Origin of the sequence: Pseudomonas sp. PS01299 (genome assembly GCF_029960145.1) — a bacterium.
Lineage (GTDB): Bacteria > Pseudomonadota > Gammaproteobacteria > Pseudomonadales > Pseudomonadaceae > Aquipseudomonas > Aquipseudomonas putida_A.
In genome coordinates, this window is the sequence record NZ_JASCPO010000004.1 from 29,185 (window position 1) to 51,070 (window position 21,886).

The 21,886-nt window shown below is 56.6% G+C and carries 14 protein-coding genes and 1 pseudogene; 5 read left to right on the plus strand and 10 right to left on the minus strand.

The genetic code is table 11. From position 1 onward, the window contains the following. Positions 1 to 127: 127 nt before the first annotated feature. The 8 genes from QMX91_RS02095 to QMX91_RS02130 all read right to left on the minus strand — a co-directional run bounded on the left by QMX91_RS02095 (position 128) and on the right by QMX91_RS02130 (position 13,853). On the minus strand, positions 128 to 2,455 hold the full coding sequence (locus QMX91_RS02095; protein ID WP_102592362.1) for an AAA family ATPase: 2,328 nt from the start codon (positions 2,453 to 2,455) through the stop codon (positions 128 to 130). After that, positions 2,430 to 3,095: an ABC-three component system middle component 1 gene (locus QMX91_RS02100; protein ID WP_102592361.1), complete on the minus strand. Its 666-nt coding sequence runs from the start codon at positions 3,093 to 3,095 to the stop codon at positions 2,430 to 2,432. Before QMX91_RS02100 ends, QMX91_RS02095 begins: the two co-directional genes overlap by 26 nt. Next, positions 3,085 to 4,314, minus strand: a complete 1,230-nt coding sequence (locus QMX91_RS02105; protein ID WP_102592360.1) for an ABC-three component system protein — start codon at positions 4,312 to 4,314, stop codon at positions 3,085 to 3,087. The genes QMX91_RS02100 and QMX91_RS02105 overlap by 11 nt, the downstream gene beginning before the upstream one ends. 360 nt (positions 4,315 to 4,674) lie before the next feature. Continuing rightward, complete coding sequence (locus QMX91_RS02110) at positions 4,675 to 5,556, minus strand: hypothetical protein (RefSeq protein ID WP_221733989.1); 882 nt, start codon at positions 5,554 to 5,556, stop codon at positions 4,675 to 4,677. Between the two features lie 116 nt (positions 5,557 to 5,672). Beyond that, positions 5,673 to 5,885 carry a hypothetical protein gene (locus QMX91_RS02115; RefSeq protein WP_221733990.1) on the minus strand — a complete coding sequence of 71 codons (213 nt, stop codon included), beginning with the start codon at positions 5,883 to 5,885 and terminating at the stop codon, positions 5,673 to 5,675. Between the two features lie 54 nt (positions 5,886 to 5,939). After that, a complete protein-coding gene (locus QMX91_RS02120) occupies positions 5,940 to 9,116 on the minus strand; it encodes a UvrD-helicase domain-containing protein (protein ID WP_221733991.1) in 3,177 nt (1,058 codons plus the stop codon). Further along, complete coding sequence (locus QMX91_RS02125; RefSeq protein ID WP_260456172.1) at positions 9,113 to 11,731, minus strand: PD-(D/E)XK nuclease family protein; 2,619 nt, start codon at positions 11,729 to 11,731, stop codon at positions 9,113 to 9,115. The genes QMX91_RS02120 and QMX91_RS02125 overlap by 4 nt, the downstream gene beginning before the upstream one ends. Before the next feature lie 952 nt (positions 11,732 to 12,683). Then, a complete protein-coding gene (locus tag QMX91_RS02130; RefSeq protein WP_221733992.1) occupies positions 12,684 to 13,853 on the minus strand; it encodes an MFS transporter in 1,170 nt (389 codons plus the stop codon). Positions 13,854 to 14,588: 735 nt separating this feature from the next. Here QMX91_RS02130 and QMX91_RS02135 point away from each other — a divergent pair. The 5 genes and pseudogenes from QMX91_RS02135 to kdpC all read left to right on the plus strand — a co-directional run. Then, positions 14,589 to 15,487 (plus strand): annotated as a pseudogene (locus QMX91_RS02135) (D-arabinono-1,4-lactone oxidase); the annotation flags it as partial. A 153-nt stretch (positions 15,488 to 15,640) separates the two neighbouring features. Continuing rightward, entirely contained in the window at positions 15,641 to 15,730 is a 90-nt protein-coding gene (gene kdpF, locus QMX91_RS02140; protein WP_221734005.1) for a K(+)-transporting ATPase subunit F, read from the plus strand. 3 nt (positions 15,731 to 15,733) lie between these two features. Then, the gene (gene kdpA / locus QMX91_RS02145; protein ID WP_221733993.1) at positions 15,734 to 17,428 is read left to right on the plus strand and encodes a potassium-transporting ATPase subunit KdpA; all 1,695 of its coding nucleotides are present in this window, start codon (positions 15,734 to 15,736) and stop codon (positions 17,426 to 17,428) included. Between the two features lie 12 nt (positions 17,429 to 17,440). Next, positions 17,441 to 19,498: a potassium-transporting ATPase subunit KdpB gene (gene kdpB, locus QMX91_RS02150; protein WP_221733994.1), complete on the plus strand. Its 2,058-nt coding sequence runs from the start codon at positions 17,441 to 17,443 to the stop codon at positions 19,496 to 19,498. Positions 19,499 to 19,565: 67 nt separating this feature from the next. Continuing rightward, entirely contained in the window at positions 19,566 to 20,126 is a 561-nt protein-coding gene (gene kdpC / locus QMX91_RS02155; RefSeq protein ID WP_221733995.1) for a potassium-transporting ATPase subunit KdpC, read from the plus strand. Between the two features lie 520 nt (positions 20,127 to 20,646). Here the strand turns inward: kdpC and QMX91_RS02160 are convergent. Continuing rightward, positions 20,647 to 20,907: a cation:proton antiporter gene (locus tag QMX91_RS02160; protein WP_221733996.1), complete on the minus strand. Its 261-nt coding sequence runs from the start codon at positions 20,905 to 20,907 to the stop codon at positions 20,647 to 20,649. 25 nt (positions 20,908 to 20,932) lie between these two features. Continuing rightward, on the minus strand, positions 20,933 to 21,838 hold the full coding sequence (locus QMX91_RS02165; RefSeq protein ID WP_221733997.1) for a DMT family transporter: 906 nt from the start codon (positions 21,836 to 21,838) through the stop codon (positions 20,933 to 20,935). Positions 21,839 to 21,886: the final 48 nt, after the last annotated feature.

Sequence of the window (21,886 nt, forward strand, 5' to 3'; positions counted from 1 at the left end):
TTGATCTTGCTTAGTAATGTCGCAGCATTGATGTACCCGGGGCGCTCCATGCACCCCGACCTCGAAGGCGTCAGTATCGATGACTCGCTCCGGTTACTCCTGTCGCTGAATTGCTACGCGGTGACCATTAGGACGCTTGCTTGGCCAAGCGTTGCATGTTGAGCGAGCTCGTCGTCAGACCGGCCCGGTTGAAGCGGTAGCGCATGTACGCCGAGATATCGTCCTCGTGCGACGACACGATCAACTGGCTATGTTTGAGCTCACAGCGGAGCAGGTCGGTCAGAGATGCGATGTTCACCTCGTCTAGAGATTGGGATGGATCGTCGATGAGGATAAGCGGGACTTCTGCGTAGACCTTGTTGAGCGACAGGAAGAAGGCCAGGCTCAGCGCCGACACCTGGCCCGTGCTCATGGACATGACCGCGTCATGCTCAGATTTTTCTGCCGTCAGGAACCTGAGCTGCTTGCCATCTCGGCTCTCGATGAACAACCCCAGGCCGCGTTGGTAGTTCTGGATCAGTCGCCCACTGTAGATGTGGAAGATGAGCTCGATCTCCGAGATGGTCTGATCTGCATACTTCTGCTCCGCTTTCTCCAAGGTAGCGCGCAGCTGGATGACCTTGCCCTTTGCTCTGGTGGCGGCCTCCGTCTCGCGTTGCATTTTCTGCAGTTCTTCAAGGCATTTTTGAAGTCGGCTGCTCTGCGCTTCGTTGGCTTTGATCGTGATGTAGAGCTCTTTTTTTGCCAGATCCTGAGCGTCGAAAATGTAAAAATCCTGCAAGTCCTTGAAGACTGCTTCGATGGTTTGCCGCCAATCGTCAGGGAGCACCACTGTCTCGTCCGTTTTCTTGGCGTGCATCGATTTTCGCAGTTCTTCCAGGCGAGCCTCTGTCACCACTTCGTCGTTGTTGAATGTGAAGGTGATCAGAATGCCTTCGCCCCTGAGCCGTTCCAGGAGCTGCTGGATTGCAGGGAGGCGGGTTTCAACTTTGGCCAGTGCCTGATGCAGTGCCTCGTTGTACCCAGGTTTCAGGATCGCTTCGCGCCCCTGAATGAATGTATCAATGGTGCCCAACTCAGTGGTCATCGCAGTGGTCAGCGCGACGAGTGCCTTCCCATCCTTTCCTAAGGTGTCAGAGATTTTTTGGGCTCTGACCTCAATCGCTTCGAGCATTGCAACGTGAGTTTTCCAGTCATTCCCGCACAACGGGCAAAACTTGTCGTCCGGATAGAGCTTGGCGTGCTCATCAAGCAACTGCTGCTTCAGTCGGGCCAGTTCGGCAGCGGCGCTGTCATTGGCTGTGTTCTTGATGTTCAGGTCATTACGCGCTTTGATTTGCTCTTCAAACCATTCAAGTCGACCAGCAGCCCAACTTGGCAGTGTTCGTGCCTGCTCAGCAGTGATGGCGGAAGCACCTTTCTTGACGATTTTGGCTGCTTTATCGAGCCCGTCGAGCTCCTTTTTGATCTGTTCCAGGTCATCTAGTTTGTTCAAGTCGGTGCCCAGCAGTGCCAAGCTGCTCAGCGACTCCGCGTGCGACTCGATGTCCGCATTGATGGCATCATTCTGAGCTCTGACCCGAATGGCTGCTTTCTGAGGGAGCAGGCCATTTAGCTTGCGAATGGCGTTCGAGAACTGGGTGTGAATCTCTGAGTCGTAGGTGGGGAAGGGATCTTCCTTATCCCAACCCGGCCCAACCTCAACCGTGGACAGCTTTTTGTAATCAATATTTCCCAGATCGGCTTGCACCATCGCGCGCAGGGCTGTGCACTCATTGTTAAGCGCTTCTTCATCAGCTTTGCGTTTTTCGTCCCCTAGGAATTTTGTGAACCTTGTCGAGAGTGAGCGGCAATTTTCAATCTCAGCTGCAACATCGTTGATGTTGAACAGGTTGCCAAGCTGGTCTTTACGCTCGTCTACCCGCGTGTGAAGCAGTTTGTTCTGCCCTTGCTCAAGGTAGTTGAGGAAGGTGAAATTTTCCCGGAAGTTTCTGCCGAAGACTTCGTCTAGAAACTCGTTCTCACGCAGGTTGGCCGGCGTGAAGGCTTTCGATTCGAAATCGGGGAGTTCATACAGCTTGAAGTGCTTGAACTTGTCGGCTCGGTTGTTCGATTTCTTGTCGAACGCTTTTACGGGCGCATGCCGGGCCAGAACCAAGCGTTTGTCCCCATCATGGAATTCGATTTTGATGCTCAGGTCTTTTTGATCGGTGCGCTGGTTCCAGAAGAGGTTGTCGTCATAGTTTGTTTTGAGCTTCGTCATCAATGTCGAAAAAAGATTGTCGATCCGCTTGATCTGACCCGTGAGCAACAGCTCGACAGCATCGAAGACACTGGTTTTTCCGTACCCGTTCGGCCCGTCGAGCGTTAGCAGCGATGAGGTGCCAAGATCCAAATTGACGTGTTTAAAAGCCTTGAATCGAGAAACTTCAATCCGCGCTATTTTCCATTTCATTGCTCATCAGCTCCGTGATCAATTCTTCAGCGTTATTCGACGTGAGTTTCTGGATGATTGTGTAGGTTTCATCAAGGCCTGCTTCGGCTACGGCGTCGGCTGCTTGCAGGCGCAAGGAAATAAGCTCACCTCGGGTGAACGGGAGCTCAAGAAAAGGAAGCTTGATGAAAATCTTTGCTGCAACACTGTAGTGCGTAGCGGCCAGAGGGTCTTCCTTGTAGTTGCTGAACTGGCTCTTGTCCGAGACAGTGGCCACTAGTTCGTTGAAGGTATAGTCCTGGATGGCATGCTGCTCAGTATCACTGTAGTAAAGTACATATTTCTTGAAGAAGTGAGGGTCCTCTTCAATCGCAAAAATCTGTTCTTCCTGGTCTTTGAATTCAGCTAGGTGGTTCAGGTGATGAATGCAGATGAGGTCACAGTTTTTCTTGAATGTTGGATGGTTCAGGAAGGAGTCGGGGGCCGATTGATTAATAAGAGCATTTAGTTCGGTGGGACTGGGTAAGTGATCCAGCTTGTGCAAAATCGCAAAGCGGATGGCGGAGCCGGATTCCCGAACGTAGAAGCTCGTAAGGTCGGTTTCAAAGTCTTTGGTGAATCCATGATAAATGAGCGCCTCATCAATAATTTTATTTATCATTCAAACGAGCCTCTGCGTCTTCTTTAGTCACGATGCTTAAACAAAATGATTTGAGAATGTTGCTGTCAATGCGGTCTCTGACCTGCTGATCGTCAAGGTCGTTGGGGTGCGTGAACTTGGTGTTGATGATGAAAGACTCGGAAGATCTGCTGGGGATCAGGTTGTTGTACTCAAACAGCAGCTTGAGTAAATCTCCGTTGGTATCCATCTCTCCCAGCAGGTCTACAGTGCAACCCTCGTGGTCATCAACGAAGGGAAGGTCGAGGGCCGTCGGAAGATAGAATCGCTTGTCACTGTCCAGATAGTGCGGGAATTGTTTAAAAATCGGCTCAATCGACATGTCCTCGATAAGGCCGGAATAACGCCGGATATCTGCTTTTTGTATGCTGGAGAAACGCTCTGATGGCTTTATCAATTGACAAAGCGTCTGCATGTCGCTGGCTTCTGAATCCCGAATATGTTCGAAGAGCCGACGCGCTCGCCCGTACGAGGCGTCGCTCATACCAGGTAAGGCTTGATCGAGTCTGTCTTCCAGATGGCTGTGCAGCTTTGCCTTCAGATCGATCGCATAATACTCAGTGTTGTTGTATGGGTTCTTGTTAACAATATCGTCTATTAGGCTCTGAGCTGTAATACGGCTTTCATACGCTGCCTTGTTGGCCTTTTCTCGGTCGACCTGTACCATTCGGTGAATCGCGACTGCTTGTGTGCTTATCTTTTCAGACAGAAGGCAGTAGTTGTAGTGCAAGAGCTCGTCGGTTAGCAGGATGGAGTTGCTGCTGCATATTTCTTTGATGACAGCTTTTGTGAGGCCTTCGATCTCGCCTAGACCGCAATATTTGTTGTTCCCGTACGAGTAGAATTTAACCAGCTCGTTGTTGTTTCCGGTGTAATCATCGGTATCGTTGAGTTGGACCGATACATGGAAGTATCGTGATACGCCTTTAACTCGATCGTACTCGACAGCAGATGATTTTTCCAGTGCCTCGATGTACTCGCTTTTGTACGTTCCAATCTTGGCTTTTACTTGATGAGCGCTTACAAGTGCGCCGCTTTTGTAAATGGCGAAATCGTCGCTGCTATCTAGTTGAAGCTCAAAATCTAAGTCGCCCTGATGGATTAACTTGAGGGAGTGATATAGTGCAATTTTCCCTTGGTAGACGTAGCCGCTCCACGTAGACACAGCGGTGGCTGGATAGCCTTTGCTCTTGACGCTCACGTTGACTCCCTTCACGGATAGATATGACACTCATAAATGGCACAAAGATATCACCATGTAAATGTCGTCTTGTAAACCGCAGATTGGAGAGATTTTTGTTGGCTTTCTGACGCCGGAAAGTTGTTCTATTGTTTCGCTTTAACGTTTAAGCGCGGTGGTCTAGTGATACTGCGATACGCGAAAAGGGCGGTTTGATGGGCTGGATTTAAATTTAAGCTATTAATTTATATAGGCTTTGCCAGGATGTAGATTTTTTGACGATGACCAAGTCAGCGACTTCTTCACCATCTGTGAACCTCGGCGGTTTCAAGGGGGGGATGGACGTGTCCTGCGTCCGCAGGAAGTCGAAGAGCTGCACGCTCAACGGGGCGTGTAGTAGATCGCGTCCAGAAGCGCTGCGCGTCCCAACCAGATTTCTGCGTCAGCCGCATTGCTCGGCTGCGGATGTCTCCACCACGGATCACCGTGCATCGGCTCAATGATGCGCTGCCAGTAGTTCTCCAGGTTCGTTGTGCTCGGGCTGACACCGAAGTTTTCGCACAAGTCCTTCCGGTTGGCCGAATCGATGCACACGAATGCGTCAGGCCGCTTCATCACCAAGAGCCTAGTCGCGGTCGGTAGTCCGCCGACTCGCCCGTCCTGATCGAAGGCTGCTCTGAACGCTTTGCCGTAGCGGTCGTAGTCGCCCTGCGTGACCGCGCCCATCAACGGGATGAAATCGAGGGCGTGGGAGAGATCTGTGGGCGCTTCGATGACCAGGTTCGCGAACGTCCCACTTGCGCCCATGCTCCCGAAAAGCCCGTAGTCCACGCCTGGCTGCTGAGACTTCTTGCGCCCGAGAGTGCCGGCGACCAGCTTGCGGTCGTCCTCGTTCCACTTCGCGTAGGGTATGCCAGTCGCAAAAAGGGCGCGAGCCTTTGTCAGAACGCCCAAGCGCTCCTTAAACAGGTGCTCAGACGGGTGTGATGAGCTTCGGACCTGCACGAGGTAGTCCGCCCAGCTCATGTCATGTGGCGCGCGCTTGGTATTCGGCTTAGAAGGTGGCCGAACGTCAGCGAATTTGATCAGTTCCTGTCGCGCAGCCGTCTTAGCTGCGTACTGGTGACGGTACCGAAAGAGGAACTCGTGAGAGATGTCCTCCGCCCCCTTCCACGCTTCTGCGATGAAGCGACTGAGCTCTACCAGCACTGCATCGTCGAGCGAGCCATCAAGCAGCACGCTCGCCTCGACGTTTCGGCTCATCGCCGCCTTCGTGAGATTTGGGCTCCCGACCACGCAGCGTATGCGTTGCCCGTTACGAAACAGGTAGACCTTCGGGTGGAACAGGTCGCCCGTAGGAGGAACGACGGCTGCGGCCGCTAGCGCTGCTGCCGCTCAAGCACCTCGGGCTGCGTCTGGAACATATGAGTGCCGACAACGAAGTGCTCGAACTTCGAGCTGTCTTTCATCGCTGCCTCGAAGACCGCGTTCTCGGTCGCCCAGGCTACTGCCCATTGCATCGAGTCGCAGTTCTCAACCAGTGCTATGAGTGTCGACTGCGTCTGCGAAGCCGACAGGAACTTCACATCCATCTCTGCTTTCCCTCGTGTTTCTACTTAACTAAGTCCGGTACGCTTCTGGGAGCGTCAGGAGAGGCGGACTGCTCGTGCAGCGACCGGCATGTAGAGCCATCGCTCGCTCACGGGCTTGCCGGTCGCGTTGAGAAGGGCATGACCATAGGACTCGAGCTGCGGGCCGTGCTCCGCCACCAGGTCCTGGTCTCTGGCTGAGCCACCGGGGTTCGACTTGTGGTCCATGAGAATCCAACTATCTGGCAGTTCAACCAGCAAGTCGATGCGGCCCCGGATACGAGTGCCGTTAGGGCCATTGGCTTCGATGGGCACTTCGACGTAAACGGGACAGTCAGGCCAGCGCTTGGCTACCCAAGCTTGGAACGCTGAGGTCTGGGTGCACACGGCATCCTTATCTACAGAATCAGCCACGGCCCAGATCTTCAGGATGCGCTCGACGTCAGGGGGAGAAATACCGCCAAGCACGCCGGCGCGTGCGATGCACAGGTGGAGCGCAGTGCCCAGCGATGCCATGTCGGGCTTGCCTGCCAGACTTAGCCGAACTCCGACGGCGTCGGTCTCGACAACTGTGAATGTACCGCCCGAAGCAGAACTCGGTCGGTGCCACAAAGGTTCGGCCTGCACGCGCGGACGAGCTGTAAACCAGTGGCAGGCCTCGGGGGCTGTGGAAGGTGGCTCCGCTGAGCACTCATCCTTGCTCCAGGACTTCGATAGTCTGGAGAGCTGCTTGCCTTCGGGTGTCGTTACGATTTCTGAGTCACCGAACAACAGCTCGGCTGCGCCTTGAATCTCGCCAACCCAGGCGCGGCCCGGTCCTGATTTACGCACGAAAGATAGTGCTACGTTTATGTCACGTGCGCGGGTCAGGCCCACGTATAGAAGACGCTTGTTCTCCGCCAATGCCTCTGCCTGCATGGCTTGGCCAGTTACGCTGGCTTCGGCATTGAGTGCGGCCTGGGGCTGGGACCGCTTGCCCCAGCTCTTTAACCAGCAGTGGACGAAGCGGTTGGCGAGTGGCTGCTGCGGGTCGAAGCCTCCAACTGTCCTCGCGCGCACGCCCCAAAGCGAAGTACGTGCTATCGCATCGAGGCTTGTCAGCACGACAACTGGCCACTCCAGTCCCTTTGCCCCGTGATAAGTGAGAACCGAGACTGCGTTGCCTGCAGAAGTAGCCCGATTATCATCCTCTTGACTAGCGAGTTCATCCAGCCAACGAAGCATGCCACTTACCGTCGCTGGCCGCTTCGCGGCGACGCACTCGTCCTCGAAAGTCTTTCCGAGCTCAACCAGTGCCTCGACGTTTGACATCCGGTTGCGGCTCTCATGGGGGGAGGTGGACCATTGGCCGGCCAGTCTTGCTACTTGGGACTCAGCAGCGGCAAGTCGTAGCACCTCCAGTGGCGTCAAAGCCGTTAGCGTCGGGCGCAGTTTTTCCAATCGGGCGATCAGTTCATGAGCGCTATCGCCCGTCGTCAGCCACTCGTATGGCTTGGCCTCATCCGTGGCGAGGTGCTGCAGCCTGTCTGCAAGCCAGGTTTCGATCGGAGTGCTGTCGGCCAGTGTTATAACCAGCGCCGTGGCGACAGTGTCGGTTGGGTCGTTCATACGCCTCAGACAGGCCATGACATAGATGGCTTCGGCGGCCCCCAACAAGCCGGAGCGTGGGCTGGCTGACGGAATGCCCCAGCGGGTGAGTGACGTGACGGCAAATTCGACCTGGTCGTTGTAGCGACACAACACTCCAATATCGCCGGCCTGAATCGGGCGGAGCTCCTTGGTGTCCTTGTCTTCGACCTTGGTCCCGGATTCCAACAGCTCGCGGATGGCCTGACCAAGACATAGGTAATCCGAGTCGTTTCGACTGCTCTCGAAGTTCCAGTTCAATAGCGCAGGCTGGTCCGGAATGTCCTTGCGCAGTGACTGCAACCGAACCTGCTCGGGCGTCAGCTCGGGCTCAAATGCAGAGTTGAATAGACCATTGGTGAGCGAGACCAGGCTTTCGTTGGAGCGTCTGGAAGTGTCCAGGGCCTTCCCTACGATTCCGCCCCAGTCCTTGATGGCATTGAGAACGCCGGAAATGAGGCTTGCGTCAGTACCGCGGAAGCCGTAGATAGCCTGTTTGGGGTCGCCGACCCACACCGACTTCTTAGCTAGCTTGGCCAGCTCGATGAAAAGCGCCAGTTGGAGCGGGCTGGTGTCCTGGAACTCATCAATCATGATCAGATCCAGTTCTGCAGCCAAGACTTCACGGACAGCTGGCTTTGTCCTCAACGCACGTAGCAGCAACACCTCTTGGTCGCTGAAGTCGACGGCACCCAGCGCCTTCTTAGCCTGCTCATATGCATTGAGAACGTCGGCGGCTAGGTTGAAGACGTGGTCAAGGTACTGGCGGACCTCGGCATGAAAAGCCGGGTGAGACTCATGGGCCTGCGCTGCGGATTTGACTGGTGCTACGATATCTCTGACTTTGGCGCCGGCGTCGAACCCGGCTGCACCGATCCAGTCTGGCCAGCTCCAGCGGCCTTCACGGAAGAGTCGATCCAGCTTCTGGAGTCCCTCTAGGCCTTTTAATAGGTTGTCTGCAACTTTGACATCGGCAGCTTGCTGCTGTTCTACGTATGCCGCCACTCCCCTGTACGCTTCGGCCAGCGCAGTCGCCAATGCTTCGGTCGGATCCACCCCCGTAGCCGGAGTAGGCCAATTCGTGAGCATCGCGTCTGCATTCTGGGAACCCATCACTCGAAGTTCATCCGGCCCGATATCGTTGTCGAGCGCGGCCTTAACGACAGCCTCAACAGTCTTGGACCAGTCCGCCTGCTCGATACCGAACCGCTCTGTGAGCCGAACCAGTTCCGTTTGAGCGTCGGCTTCCATCGACTCTGCAAGTGTAGCTTTGAGCAGTCTCTTGGATTGACCTTCGCCCAATACAGTCTGATCGGGAGAAAGCCCCAGCTCAAAGCAGAACCGCTTGAGCATCTGGCCGCAAACGCTATTGACGGTGCCCAAGCGGGCCTGGCCGATAGCTGTGGCCAGGTCGATACGTCCCTTTTCAAGCAGCCAGGAGCGAGCGCGTTCACGCAGCTCGGTAGCGGCCTTCACGGTGAAGGTCGTGGCCAAGATGGCGTGAGGGCGGGCTGTGCCCGACTCTAGGGCTTGGGCGAGTGTTTCAGTCAGCTTGTAGGTCTTGCCACTGCCGGCGCCTGCACTGATGAATTCGATGTTGTTCATCATTTCCAGCCTCCCAGCAAGATAAGGTGGTCTCGGTCCCATTTGCTTGGACCTTTGACCGGAAGGGTTCCCTCAGGGCCCTGGAACTCGTCGCTCGGATCTTCCGGAACGACTTCGATGGTCCCTTCATCCAGTTGTTCCTTGCGCCATTTCCACGTAGCGCGCGCGCGGTCTAGTATGCTGGAGACGGTTGCGCCGTCCGGCGGTCTTCTAACCTGCGCTTTTGGGAAAATGTCAGCAGCGCTGATGTACAGTCCGCCGCTTTCTAGGATGAAGTAGCCAAGCGCAGCGGGTGCGACACCGCTTGTTTGCTCTATAAGGCTGGAGTAGAGGGCCAACTGTAGGTGTTCACCAGAGCGAAGCAGCCCGGCGTAGTAGGTATCGCCTCTCCATTTTATGTCCACGGCGACAGTTCGCTTGTCACCAAGCGTGACCAAGAGGTCAATTTTGCCGATCAGCGGGACTGCTCCCAAGGTTCCTCTGAGCTCCACCTCCGTCTGAACCTGAACGGCACCAGCGAGCCTGAGGTGATCGAGGAGACTGCCGATGGCTAGTTCGCAAACCTTCCGGAAGTGCTGCTGCGTTACTCCTGCGCCCTGCATGAGTAGTACAGCGCCTTCAGTCAGCAAGAGCGAGTCTGCTTCGGCGCGGAACCACGCAAGGGCATCGGAGTTTGACAAACTCAAGGCATCGTTGTGCGCGAAGAGTTTCTCGAGTACCCGATGAGCGAGGATACCCAGCAAGCGGTTGTCCTCATCCACCGCCAGGACGGAGGTCGGATCCAGCTTCGCCACTCGTTTCAGAACGAATAGGGCTGCGTCATTGAAGAGTTCGTTGAGCGTAGTGAACGACTGTAAAACGTCGCCGAGCTGCACGGGATGAGGGAGTTGGATGTGTCGTGGAGTAGCTGGCAGCGACTGAGGTGCAAGCACCTCAGCGGTTACCCCGAGAAGTGTGGAGTCGAGTGCAATGTCCAGGTCAAGCGAAGCGGACTCGATATCCGGTACGAGCTTCTTAAGAATCTGGCGAATCGGATGTACTTCTGTACCGGGGGGAGGGCAGACGATGATGAATCTTTTTCTCGCAGCAAGTAGTGGCCGCAGCCACTTCAGTGCTAACGATACAAGCTCACGCGCCGGGTCTCGCAACTGCACACCTAATTGTGTAAGAGCGTTCACCTCGGCAGGAGACCAAGGCAGAGGCGAGGGCAGGGCAGGCGTAGATGGCATCCACCAGATCACCTCATCAGCTGCTTCGATGCACGCGGCTGCGGTGCTGGTCGAGCGCATGCAACCGACATGGGAAACCGCTGCGGGGTTGGTTGCCCCTGCGGGCGTGGCGTGGGCGACCAACTGCTCGACTTGCCGAGGCAGCACCGTGGCCAACCCTTGCCGAGCCAGCTCGATCAATGCTTCATGGACAGCCGCACATTGGCTATGCGCCGCCGTAAAACTCGCCGCATCAGCGGATTCACCTGAGAGGCGAAGCCGCATAGCCTCCTTCATCCGGGCGACGCGAGCAATCAGTGCATCGACCGGCACTCCATCGGTGCGTGACCAGCGCTCTGACTCCAGCCAGAAGGTAATTTCATCTGCTACTTCCTGGGCATTGTTACCCGCTGCGATCTTGGCCTTAGCCGCCGTCCAGGCTTCGCTCCCAATTCCAGGCTGCTTGGCGACAGCACGAGCGAGCCTGCCTCTCGCAGGACGACTGAATGGGCCCACTGGGTGCGTCAGGAAATCCAGCAGTCGGTTCATGTCTATTGGTTCCCAGCACATTTCCAAGGCAAGGATTAGTGCCTGTAGGGCTGGGCGGAGCTGACTAGGGCGTTCGAACCCGCAGTTGACCCCGCCGGTCGCGGACAGCGACACATCTAGCGAGTCGCCCGCATCCTCAGCCAGGATCAGCCGGTCGCCGGGCTGGTGCGAGTGCTGTGCGCTCAACCAGTGTTCGGCGGTCGTGGCCGCGAGAGCGTGCACTAGCAAGACACTCCCGTCGGTCTGCACGGTCAGATTGCCCGCGGAGCCTCCAGCCAGAACGGTTAGGGCTTGCTCTTGCAACGCACGAAGTTGGCCTTCTCCCTGTGGCTCGGGAAGTCGGACTTCGACCGCTGGCAGGCGCTCGAGCACCTGCCGCCAGAGAAGCGGGAAATCCTCGGGCGGGTCAACCAGGTGAACTGACTTGATGGGGCCGGGGGCGGACGCACTCAGAGCCTGTATCACCAGGTGCAAGCGATCGGCCTCTCCGGGCGGCAGCGTTTCGAGAGCTGCCTTTTCAATGGCGGCAAGCTCCTGGATTCGCGAAGCATGCTCTGGATTAGCGCTGCCGTCCCAACCGCCAAGCCGCCACTCGTCACGCCAGGCCAGGAGGCGCGCAGCCGTACCAATACTGTCGGCCTTCAGGGACTCACTGTAAAAGCGCGAGTTGTTGTCATGGACGCGCAGCAGGCCAGAGTAGATGGTCACGCGTCTGGCCTTGGACGCTTCTGGCGCGCTTAGACCAAGGTAGGTCTCCAGCAGGGACAGGAATCCGAGGCGGCCCACTATCGGGGTATTGAAGAAGTTCGTCGGGGACGGACCCTGACGGGTATCCAAGAAAAGGCCAAAAGTGATGTGCATGCTAAGGTTGACTTCCTTGACGACAATCCAATGCAGGCGTCCTATTGCATCTTGTTCCCCTGCTCCTAGTCGACAAGACTAACCGAAAGCAACCATACACGTACGACGGAAAATTGCTGAGAGCGGCTGTCAGACCACGACTGCCTGTGTGTCAGATATCGCAGCAAGGCAGACAAGGAACTGCGCCTACTGAATTTTTGCTCTTTACCGTTAGCAGCCTTTGTCCAACTAGAGGTCTGGTAAAGCCTGCTGGCCCCTGGAGTGAGCAGCCGACTTTTGGCAGCGTTTTGAAAAGCGTCGGAGTAATACCTGAATTCAGCTTGGCGACTTACACTTGAAATATTAATTGCACAGGAGGTATCACTCGGTTGCTCACGCACTTTGGCAGAGGAGAGCATCTCATCGGCCTACCTTCACACCGCGGTGTGTGGGAACAACAACGGGTGACTTTTCTAGAAGGGAACTGTTGGACTTCAGGCTGGGGGCATCCTTTTCAAACCATCCAACGTATGCCCTCAGATGTGCCCCCAATGTAGCAATCTACCGGAAGTGAATGGAACTCCATGGTTTGTGGAAAGGCAGAAATGATCAGCTAAACAGCCTGCCCGACGAAACCTAAAGACTCTCAGGATCGCCCATAAACATCCCGACACCTTTGTACACGAGTAGAGCGCTATTGCCTCGCTGTCCGACGCGCTGGGTAGCATGCCTGCACATTCGATGTGGAGATTTTTCTCCCAGCGATCCCGCCGACCAAAGCCAGCCAGAGCTTTCAGGAACGGAGCCTTGCGTTTTGCCGAGCGCGAGCAGTCAAACGTCCTGCAACTGGCCCAGCGCCTCGACAGATACGCAGGGCTGTCCTTTTTCGGTATCGCGCAAACATACGTGAATGTGGCTTGCTGAGTACCGGGTCGCGGCATGCTAGGATATTCAGCCAAGCAGTTGGGACGTATCACGGTGATCGCGGAATACCACGCAACAGCACCATTGCAATGAACAGCGCACCGACTGCGCCCACTGAAATCATCAATCCTTGCTCACTGATATAAGACACTAAGGCGCCAGTGGCAATGGGGCCCAATACGCTGCCCAAGGTGTAGAAAATCGCAATCGACGTCATGGCGGTGGACACTTGATGTTCGCCAACCCGGCCTCCTGCTTCGATCACGGCCAGGGTGTTCATGCCTCCGATGGCTCCTCCCCAGAGGAACACAATAATCGCCGCCAACCAAGGAAGCGGCTGGCTGAGCGGAATGGCCAATGTGCCCAGCAACAGTATCAGGCTGCAGACTAGCTGGCCGACCTTGTAAGAGCTGCGGTCAGCCAGCCAGCCGATCGGCAGTTGAAGGGCGGTGCCGCCAATTCCGAAGACCGATATCAGGAGGGTCGCGGCGGTCAACAGATAGCCGGCCGAGAGGCTGTAGCCTGCAAGGAACGATACGGATGAGGTTTCCGAAAAACCTGCGATAAATGCGGCACATAGAGCCGTCGGGATGACCCTGAACATTTTGCCGTGGCGTTTTTCAACTGGAGTTTTCGGCTGCGTGTCGTAGGTCTTAAGGGTTAAAGCCAGCGCGCCGGACATCAACACCATCACGGCACAGGCGTAGTAAGGTGCGGCGCTCCCGACGCCAAATACAATCAGCAGCAGCGGGCCTACAGCAATACCCAGGCCCATCAAGGTCTCATGGACGCCGATCGCCCGGCCACGCTCATCTTTCGAGGCGACCGCGACGATCCACGTATCGCACGCGATCCAGCGCAAGATCAAGCCGATGCCGAGCAAAACGTTCAGCGAAAAAATCAGTACCAGATGGGTTGTCAGGGTCATACCGATCAGCGCAGCAATAGTCAGCACTGCGCTGAGGATATTAGTCCTTACGAGCCCCTGATAGGCCAGTAAGCGTGGAACCCATTTGTAGAGCAGTAAAATAGCCAGCCACGAGGCGCTGACAATCACACCGATTTTTGCCGGCTCGACCCCTTGCCGCTCAAGCGAAAGCGACAGCAGCGGAGTGACTGTACCGATCTGCACGATCTGCGACAGGGCTGAGAGGATGTTTATCTTGGTCAGGGCAAACCAGCGTTGCTGGTTGCTGTACTCAACACTCGGTTTTTCCATTTGTGACTGACCTAGGATTGCGGCGCCAAGCGTTCAAGGATGAGGCAGACTCATTTCGAAGAAGGTCCGAAGCGTACTTACCGTCAGCTTGGAATAATCCCCCCCGACAAATCGCGCGACATCAAGGCCGGCCCATTGAATATTATAGGCTCGCGCTCTGTCTGCAAACTCCAGAACCTAGAGTTCTCAGATGAGTACGAGGACTCAAAATCCCAACGATTTTCGTTAGCAAGTTTTGCCAACACATGTGAGTGCTTTTGATAAATTGGCATGCCTACCTTAAAAACGTACTGATCCGCTGGCCTATTCAGCGAGCAACCGTGATCGGGCAATTGCTGGCGTATCAATGCGCTTGCTGAGCTTAGGAAGTTGGCCTCGACAGTGCCCTCAAACAATCGTCTAACGTAAGCGAAGTTCAGACCCCTGCCGTTGACGTGAGCATAGGGGAGGGGCTAAGTGTAGGGATAAGAACTGTTGCGCATAACCTTAGTCACAGTACTCTCCTGGTGAGCGTGCCGGTTGATAAGTGGCGAGCGGGTCGCCACTTGCTTAGGTTATCGCGATGAGAGCGAATCAGCGTCGCTTTTTTGGCGCCCTCGACTGTGAGGTTTTTCCACGAGTGGCCGACGCTATTTACGGACTGATTTTTACAAGACGCTCGAACTGAACTTCCGCTGTTAAGGGACGCAAACGAGTGAGAGGGGCAGCCCGTTATTCATGAACCGCGGCGTATTCGACGTACTTGTGCAGGTCATCGTCCGGGAACCGCGCAAGGCTTGGCCGGTGGGCTCGGGATTTTCGTTCAGTGCCCTGGTGCCTACTGATGTCACGCTGCTTTCGCTGAGTTATTTCAACGATCTGATGGATCACGATCCGCAAACCGTGCAGGCAACCTCCGTCGCCCGCCCGCCGATGTCGCGGATGGGCAAGGCGATGAAAGACGTTGGCCAGGCGCAGCCTAACTTGACGGATATTTACTACCAGACGTTGTCCGGAGCGATTTTCACCTCCACCCATGTCACCAGTGTGGGCTTCACGTCATATTCCGGTTGCGTCACCGGCCAAAAACTGGTGACCGCCCCGTGGCGAGGCGCCAGACAGTGACGCCAAGCGCCACCCCGAAGTGTTCCGCGCCGCCCGGCTGTCCGTCGGCGTGGCCGCCCAAGTCCCCCCTGAAGAACCGCGCACCGTACCTTCTTCGCCAGCGGCAATGGATCGCTAAGACCGAAGAACTACTGAAAGACGGGGCGAAAAAATCGGGAAAACCAGCACTAGGAAATGCTCGTGGTGATCTATTCTGACTTCGCGTGGTCGATCACCCTGAATGAGACTGCCGACCCGGAAAACCCTCCCAACCACTCGACCGACGCGGGAGGCAATGAGTTTGTGTCGATCATCGAAAAGCTCGACAAATAAGGCACCGATTTCCCTGAAGCCCGGCGTACCTTGCTCCACAGCCTACGCTTTTTTGCCAGCTTCAATGACCAGGTGGCTGAGTCGTTCTAGGTGTATGCCAAGGTGCTCAACGTGCGCTTCAACGATTGGAATATCCGGTGCCCTCCGAATACGACCCGGCCTGCTTGCGTGAGATCTTCAAGTTGATCAACGGCAAGGACGTGCGCACCAGGTTTCCCCATCTAGTAACAAGAATATGTCCTCTACGTCGAATACAATCTCATTGTGTTTACGTGCTCTTTACTCATTTCCTCTCTGTCCACCTAGCTAATTTACGGGTGTCCCGCAGAAAATTCTCACCAAGCGCCGTTAACCATAGCTTGGGGATTTTAATGAACATTTTCGATGGGGTCTCTCTTCTGCTCGCCGTAGGGCTATTTGGCTATCTTTTGTTCGCCTTATTACATGCGGATCGGGGGTAGGCTATGGAAGGTTATGACTATGCATTGATCTTTGCATTCCTAGCATTAGTGCTTGTTCCAGCCCCTTTTTTGGGGCGTTTTTATTACAAGGTTATGGAAGGGCAACGTACCTTCCTAAGTCCCTTTTTGCATCCAGTGGAGCGGATGTGCTACCGACTTTCGGGCGTTGATGAAAAGGTTGAACAGAGCTGGCAGAAGTACACCCTGGCACTCCTTGCATTCAATTTGGCCGGATTCTTGCTGTTGTGGCTGATGCTAATGCTGCAGGGGTACCTGCCGCTCAATGGCCAAAACTTCCCAGGTATGGAGTGGTCACTGGCATTCAATACCGCCGTGAGTTTCGTTGCTAATACTAACTGGCAAGCCTACAGCGGTGAAGCTTCACTGTCATACCTCAGTCAGATGGTCGGCCTGGCAGTGCAGAACTTCGTGAGCGCCGCAACCGGTCTCGCTGTGCTGGTCGCTTTGTCCCGGGGGATCGGACGCCGATCGCTGAATGTCATCGGCAACTTCTGGGTCGACATGACCCGTGCAACGCTTTATGGACTACTGCCGCTTAGTTTCCTGCTCGCGCTATTTTTGGTGTGGCAAGGTGTGCCTCAAACTTTTTATCATTATATCGACGCATTAACTTTACAAGGCACTGATCAAGTGATTCCGCTGGGCCCAGCGGCCAGCCAAATCGCAATCAAGCAGCTGGGTACCAATGGTGGCGGTTTCTTCGGTGTCAATTCAGCGCATCCCTTCGAAAATCCTACGGCGTTAAGTAACTTGTTCGAGATGGTGTCGATTCTTTTAATTCCTGCTGCCCTTGTATTTACGTTCGGGCATTACGTTAAAGATATGCGCCAAAGTCGCGCGATTATTGCCTGCATGCTGTCGCTGTTATTGATAGGTGGGGCGGTTTCACTGGTCGCCGAGTATCAACCAAATCCGGCCTTCAACTCACCGATGGTTGAGCAGTCAGCTCCAATGGAGGGGAAGGAAACCAGGTTCGGTACCACTGCCAGTGTGCTTTGGGCCGTGGCCACAACCGCTGCTTCCAATGGTTCGGTCAACGCCATGCACGATAGTATGAATCCACTCAGTGGGATGGTGGAATTGGCCAACATGATGCTCAGTGAGGTGGTATTTGGAGGCGTCGGTGCCGGACTTTATGGCATGCTGCTTTACGTGCTGATTGCAGTATTTCTGTCTGGCCTAATGATCGGACGCACGCCGGAGTATTTAGGCAAGAAGCTACAGGCTCATGAAGTAAAATTGCTCGTGGCGACCTTGCTTGTAATGCCCGTTGGGGTACTGGTACTGGCCGCCATCGCTTCCGCCTTGCCTGGACCGGCCGGAGCTGTCAGTAATCCGGGGCCACATGGCTTCAGTCAGCTTCTGTACGCCTATACCTCGGCGACTGCCAACAATGGTTCTGCATTTGGCGGGTTCGGCGCAAACACAACCTTCCATAACCTAATGCTGGGGTTGGCCATGTTGATTGGCCGCTTAGGCTACATCCTCCCGGTCCTGGCCCTGGCCGGTAGTTTGGCGATGAAAAAAACTGCTCCACTCAGTCATAACTCTTTTCCTACCCACGGTCCTCTATTCGTCGTTTTGCTGACCGTGACCATTTTGCTGGTGGGCGGCCTGACCTTCCTGCCGACGCTGGCACTTGGGCCTATCGCTGAACATCTGAGCATGGGCTTCTAAGGGGATATGAAAATGAATATGCCTGCAAAAAACGCGGCTCCCGTCAAAACCCAGGAGCCGGCCAAGACCGCAATGTCGGCCCTGTGGCGCCCGGCGCTGGTCCAGGCCTTCGTCAAGCTCGACCCGCGCCAGCTGCAACGCTCGCCGGTGATGCTGGTAGTGGAGCTGACCGCGATCCTCACCACCATCCTGTGCTTCGTGCCGGATGTTGCCGTACCGACCTACGTCGCCGTGCAAATCGCTGTATGGCTGTGGTTCACCGTGCTGTTCGCCAACTTCGCCGAAGCCTTGGCTGAAGGTCGCGGCAAGGCCCGTGCCGACAGCCTCAAGGCAGGCAGCGAGGGCCTCAGCGCCCGACGCAAGGAAACCGACGGCAGCTTCAAAGTCGTACCGGCCACCAGCCTGCGCAAAGGTGATGTGGTGCGTGTGGTCGCCGGGGAAATGATCCCGGGTGACGGCGAAGTCATCGAAGGGATTGCTGCGGTCAATGAAGCGGCGATCACCGGCGAGTCCGCTCCGGTTATCCGTGAGTCCGGCGGCGACCGCTCGGCCGTCACCGGCAACACCCGCCTGGTTTCGGACTGGTTGATGATCCGCATCACCGCCAACCCGGGCGAGTCGACCCTGGACCGCATGATCGCCCTGGTGGAAGGCGCCAAACGCCAGAAAACCCCCAACGAAGTCGCGCTGGATATCCTGCTGATCGGCCTGACGCTGATCTTCCTGCTGGTGGTGGTGACTCTGCAGCCGTTCGCCCACTTCGCCAATGGCAACTTGCCGCTGGTGTTCCTCGTGGCGCTGTTGGTCACACTGATTCCGACCACCATCGGCGGCCTGTTGTCGGCCATCGGTATTGCCGGTATGGACCGCCTGGTGCGTCTCAACGTGATCGCCAAATCCGGTCGCGCGGTGGAAGCGGCGGGGGATGTGCACGTGCTGTTGCTGGACAAGACCGGCACCATCACCTTCGGTAACCGTCGCTGCACCAACGTGATCGCCGCGCCCGGTGTCAGCGGCAAGGAACTGGCCGAAGGCGCGCTGCTGGCATCGCTGGCGGACGACACGGCCGAAGGTAAATCCATCGTCGAATACCTGCGTGGCCAGCACCCGCAAGCCGAGCCGTCGACCGATGAACTGACCAGCGTCCCGTTCAGCGCGGAAACCCGCCTGTCCGGCGTCGACTACCAGGGCCGTGTGTTCCGTAAAGGTGCCGTGGATTCGCTGCTGGCCTTTATCGGCCTGCAACGCCGCGACCTGCAACCGGCGCTCTCCCGGGAAATCGACAAAATCGCCCAGAGCGGCGGCACGCCGTTGCTGGTGTGTGCCGACGGCAAATTGCTCGGCGCGATTCACCTCAAGGACGTGGTCAAGCCTGGCATTCGTGAGCGTTTCGCCGAGTTGCGCAAGCTGGGGATTCGTACCGTGATGGTGACCGGCGATAACCCGCTGACCGCCGCCGCGATTGCCGCTGAAGCCGGCGTGGATGACGTGCTCGCCGAAGCCACGCCGGAAAAAAAGCTGGCGCGCATTCGTCACGAACAGAACGACGGCCGCCTGGTTGCGATGTGCGGCGACGGTGCCAACGACGCCCCGGCGCTGGCCCAGGCTGACGTCGGCATGGCAATGAACGACGGCACTCAAGCTGCCCGTGAAGCGGCCAACATGGTCGACCTCGACAGCGACCCGACCAAGCTGCTGGACGTGGTGCAGATCGGCAAGGAATTGCTGGTGACCCGTGGCGCACTGACGACGTTCTCTATCGCCAACGACGTGGCCAAGTACTTCGCGATCCTGCCGGCGCTGTTCGCTTCGATCTACCCGCAACTGGGTGTGCTCAACGTGATGCACCTGCAAAGCCCGCAGAGCGCGATCCTCTCGGCCATCGTGTTCAACGCCCTGATCATCGTGGTGCTGATCCCGTTGGCACTGCGCGGTGTGCGCGTACAGGCGGCGAGTGCGGCGGCGTTGCTGCGTCGCAACCTGCTGATCTACGGCCTGGGCGGGATTCTGGTGCCGTTCGTGGGCATCAAGGCGATCGACATGCTGTTGACCGCGCTGCACCTGGTTTGACCCGATGCCTGCAGGCGCCGGCAAACCGGTGCCTGCAGGTTGCAATAACCGAATCGAGGAATTTGAAATGTCCAACATAATCCGCCCGGCCCTGAGCCTGCTGGTGTTGATGACCCTGATCACCGGCGTGGCCTATCCCCTGGTTGTCACTGGCGTGGCGCAAGTCGCGTTCCCTGACCAGGCCAACGGCAGCCTGGTACACGATGCCAGCGGCAAGGTTCGCGGTTCGAGCCTGATCGCCCAGGATTTCACCGGTGACGGCTGGTTCCACCCACGGCCATCTGCCGGTGCGTTTGCGACGGTTTCCAGCAGCGCCAGCAACCTCAGCCCAAGCAACCCTGCCTTGGCTACCCGCGTATTCGACGACGCCAACAAGCTGCTGGTACCCGGTCAGGGGCCGGTACCGATAGCAATGCTGACTACCTCCGGCAGCGGTCTTGATCCACACTTGCCACCACAGGCGATTGCCTATCAACTGGCGCGGGTAGCTGCTGCGCGGCAGGTATCCGTGCAAAGCCTGAAAGACTTAGTTTCAGCTAATACTGAAACTTCGTTGGTGGGCCCGCCGGTGGTCAACGTGCTGGCCCTGAACATTGCATTGCAGCAGGGGCAGCTTACGGCCCGCTAACTATAGAGCCAGATAGAGTAAGGGAAGCAGAAGGTCAGCATTAACTACCCCCCTGACATCCGTCGGATATTTTAAGGCATTAGGTTGGAGGCAATGGATATCCGCTATAGCACCGCTAACCTTCTGCAGGGTAAAGCCGCTTTGACTGGCGAGTTGTTAAATAGGAACGACTTTTCCGCCACTGGCATGCTCAGGTCCTGCGGTAGCGGTTAACTCCTACCGCTTGAAAGCTTGAAGGTGGCCGCCCTGCCTTCATTGTTAGCAGTGACAGAAACGACGTATTTTTTGGATTTTATCGGTCCTCCTGAGCCGCCATTGGAGGTTTTCTAAATAGTGACTTGGCCGGACTGTTACGTTGCACTTGGTGTATACCATTGTTGGCCACGTCAGCGCGTATGGTGCATGGAGCATTGAAACGCTCGTTGAGTCAGTGCGGTAGAGATTTAGTCCTGGCATCGAGATCCAGTGGGTGCGCCGAGTGTTCTCCGCCTCAGCTGGTACATTTGATGTGTTACGAGATTTATCCCATCACATCGACTTCTGCACGCCGTATCCTCCGGCGCAGTAGCGGCGCCGTGACCGCTGTTGTGAAGAGCGCGAATATCACGAGTATCGAGTAAACGTTCGGCGGTAGTACCCCCAGTTGCAGCCCGATAGAGAGAAATATGAGTTCCATGAGGCCACGTGCATTCATCAGTGTGGCGATCACTTTGGCGTCATCGCTCGAATGGCCGACGAGTCGTGAGCCTGCGAACACGCCCTGCGAAGCTATCAAGTTCATTTCCCTGTCTCCTTACCCGTCGAAATCACCGTGAGGTCGTGCGTGAGCGTGAAGTGGCGATGACCGCCCCCGTAATGATCAACACCGCGGGAATCATCAGGATCGGCTTGGCATCGCTTTGCCCCACGGCAATCAGCAGCAGCGTGGAGAACAGCGGCGCCAGGTAAGACAGGGCGCCCAGCATCGATAGGTTTCCGTGCTTGGTCGCGTGGTCCCAGGCGAAAAAAGCCAGGCCCACCGGGCCCAGCCCCAGGGCGATGATTGCGGCCCACTGGCCCGGCTCAGGCCGCACCGTGGTTTCGAACGCCAGATGGCATAGCCCTCCGGCCACGGCCACCAGCCCGCAAATACCCCCGATGATGCTGCTCGGAACATGGCTGAACCGCCGGTTGAACACCGAATAGATCGCCCAGACCCAGGCACACGCAAAGGCGGCGGCGTAACCGATAACCGGCATCGACGCACTGTCACTCCGGGCCCGCAGTTGCATGATGAAGGCCGTCCCCGCCAGGCCGAGCAACGCGCCCAGCAACTGGCGCTTGCGCAGCGACTCGCCGGTGGCAAAGCTCGACAGCAGAACGATCAGCAGTGGCCACAGGTAGGCAATCAGGCTGGCTTCAGCCGCAGGCGCGGCCTTCAGGGCAAAGAAATACAACGCGTGATAGACGAAGATGCCGGCAAACCCCGTTGCCCATACAGGCCAGGGCTGTCGCCAGCTGCTGAACCCGGCAGCGCCACGCAGCCCCAGCATGCACAGGCTGGCCACGAACGCGACCGCGAAGCTCGAAGCCAGCAACTGGAAGGCCGGGATCCCGGCGGTCAAGGTGGTCAGAAGCGCCAGGCACGCCCACAAAAACACGGCAATCACCCCGATCAGCGTTGCACTGGCGGCGCCCTTGGCAAGGGTGATGGATGGGTTGGAAGTGCTCATGCAAGCCCCGTCTGCGGATTATCCTCAAGCGGGAACAATAGAAAGGTC

Coding starts and splice junctions, on each gene's coding strand:
- kdpB (WP_221733994.1), top strand. CDS start 17,441: ATGAATATGCCTGCAAAAAACGCGGCTCCCGTCAAAACCCAGGAGCCG.
- QMX91_RS02125 (WP_260456172.1), bottom strand. CDS start 11,731: ATGCACATCACTTTTGGCCTTTTCTTGGATACCCGTCAGGGTCCGTCC.
- QMX91_RS02130 (WP_221733992.1), bottom strand. CDS start 13,853: ATGGAAAAACCGAGTGTTGAGTACAGCAACCAGCAACGCTGGTTTGCC.
- QMX91_RS02165 (WP_221733997.1), bottom strand. CDS start 21,838: ATGAGCACTTCCAACCCATCCATCACCCTTGCCAAGGGCGCCGCCAGT.
- QMX91_RS02120 (WP_221733991.1), bottom strand. CDS start 9,116: ATGATGAACAACATCGAATTCATCAGTGCAGGCGCCGGCAGTGGCAAG.
- QMX91_RS02095 (WP_102592362.1), bottom strand. CDS start 2,455: ATGAAATGGAAAATAGCGCGGATTGAAGTTTCTCGATTCAAGGCTTTT.
- kdpC (WP_221733995.1), top strand. CDS start 19,566: ATGTCCAACATAATCCGCCCGGCCCTGAGCCTGCTGGTGTTGATGACC.
- QMX91_RS02115 (WP_221733990.1), bottom strand. CDS start 5,885: ATGGATGTGAAGTTCCTGTCGGCTTCGCAGACGCAGTCGACACTCATA.
- kdpF (WP_221734005.1), top strand. CDS start 15,641: ATGAACATTTTCGATGGGGTCTCTCTTCTGCTCGCCGTAGGGCTATTT.
- QMX91_RS02100 (WP_102592361.1), bottom strand. CDS start 3,095: ATGATAAATAAAATTATTGATGAGGCGCTCATTTATCATGGATTCACC.
- kdpA (WP_221733993.1), top strand. CDS start 15,734: ATGGAAGGTTATGACTATGCATTGATCTTTGCATTCCTAGCATTAGTG.
- QMX91_RS02110 (WP_221733989.1), bottom strand. CDS start 5,556: ATGAGCCGAAACGTCGAGGCGAGCGTGCTGCTTGATGGCTCGCTCGAC.
- QMX91_RS02160 (WP_221733996.1), bottom strand. CDS start 20,907: ATGAACTTGATAGCTTCGCAGGGCGTGTTCGCAGGCTCACGACTCGTC.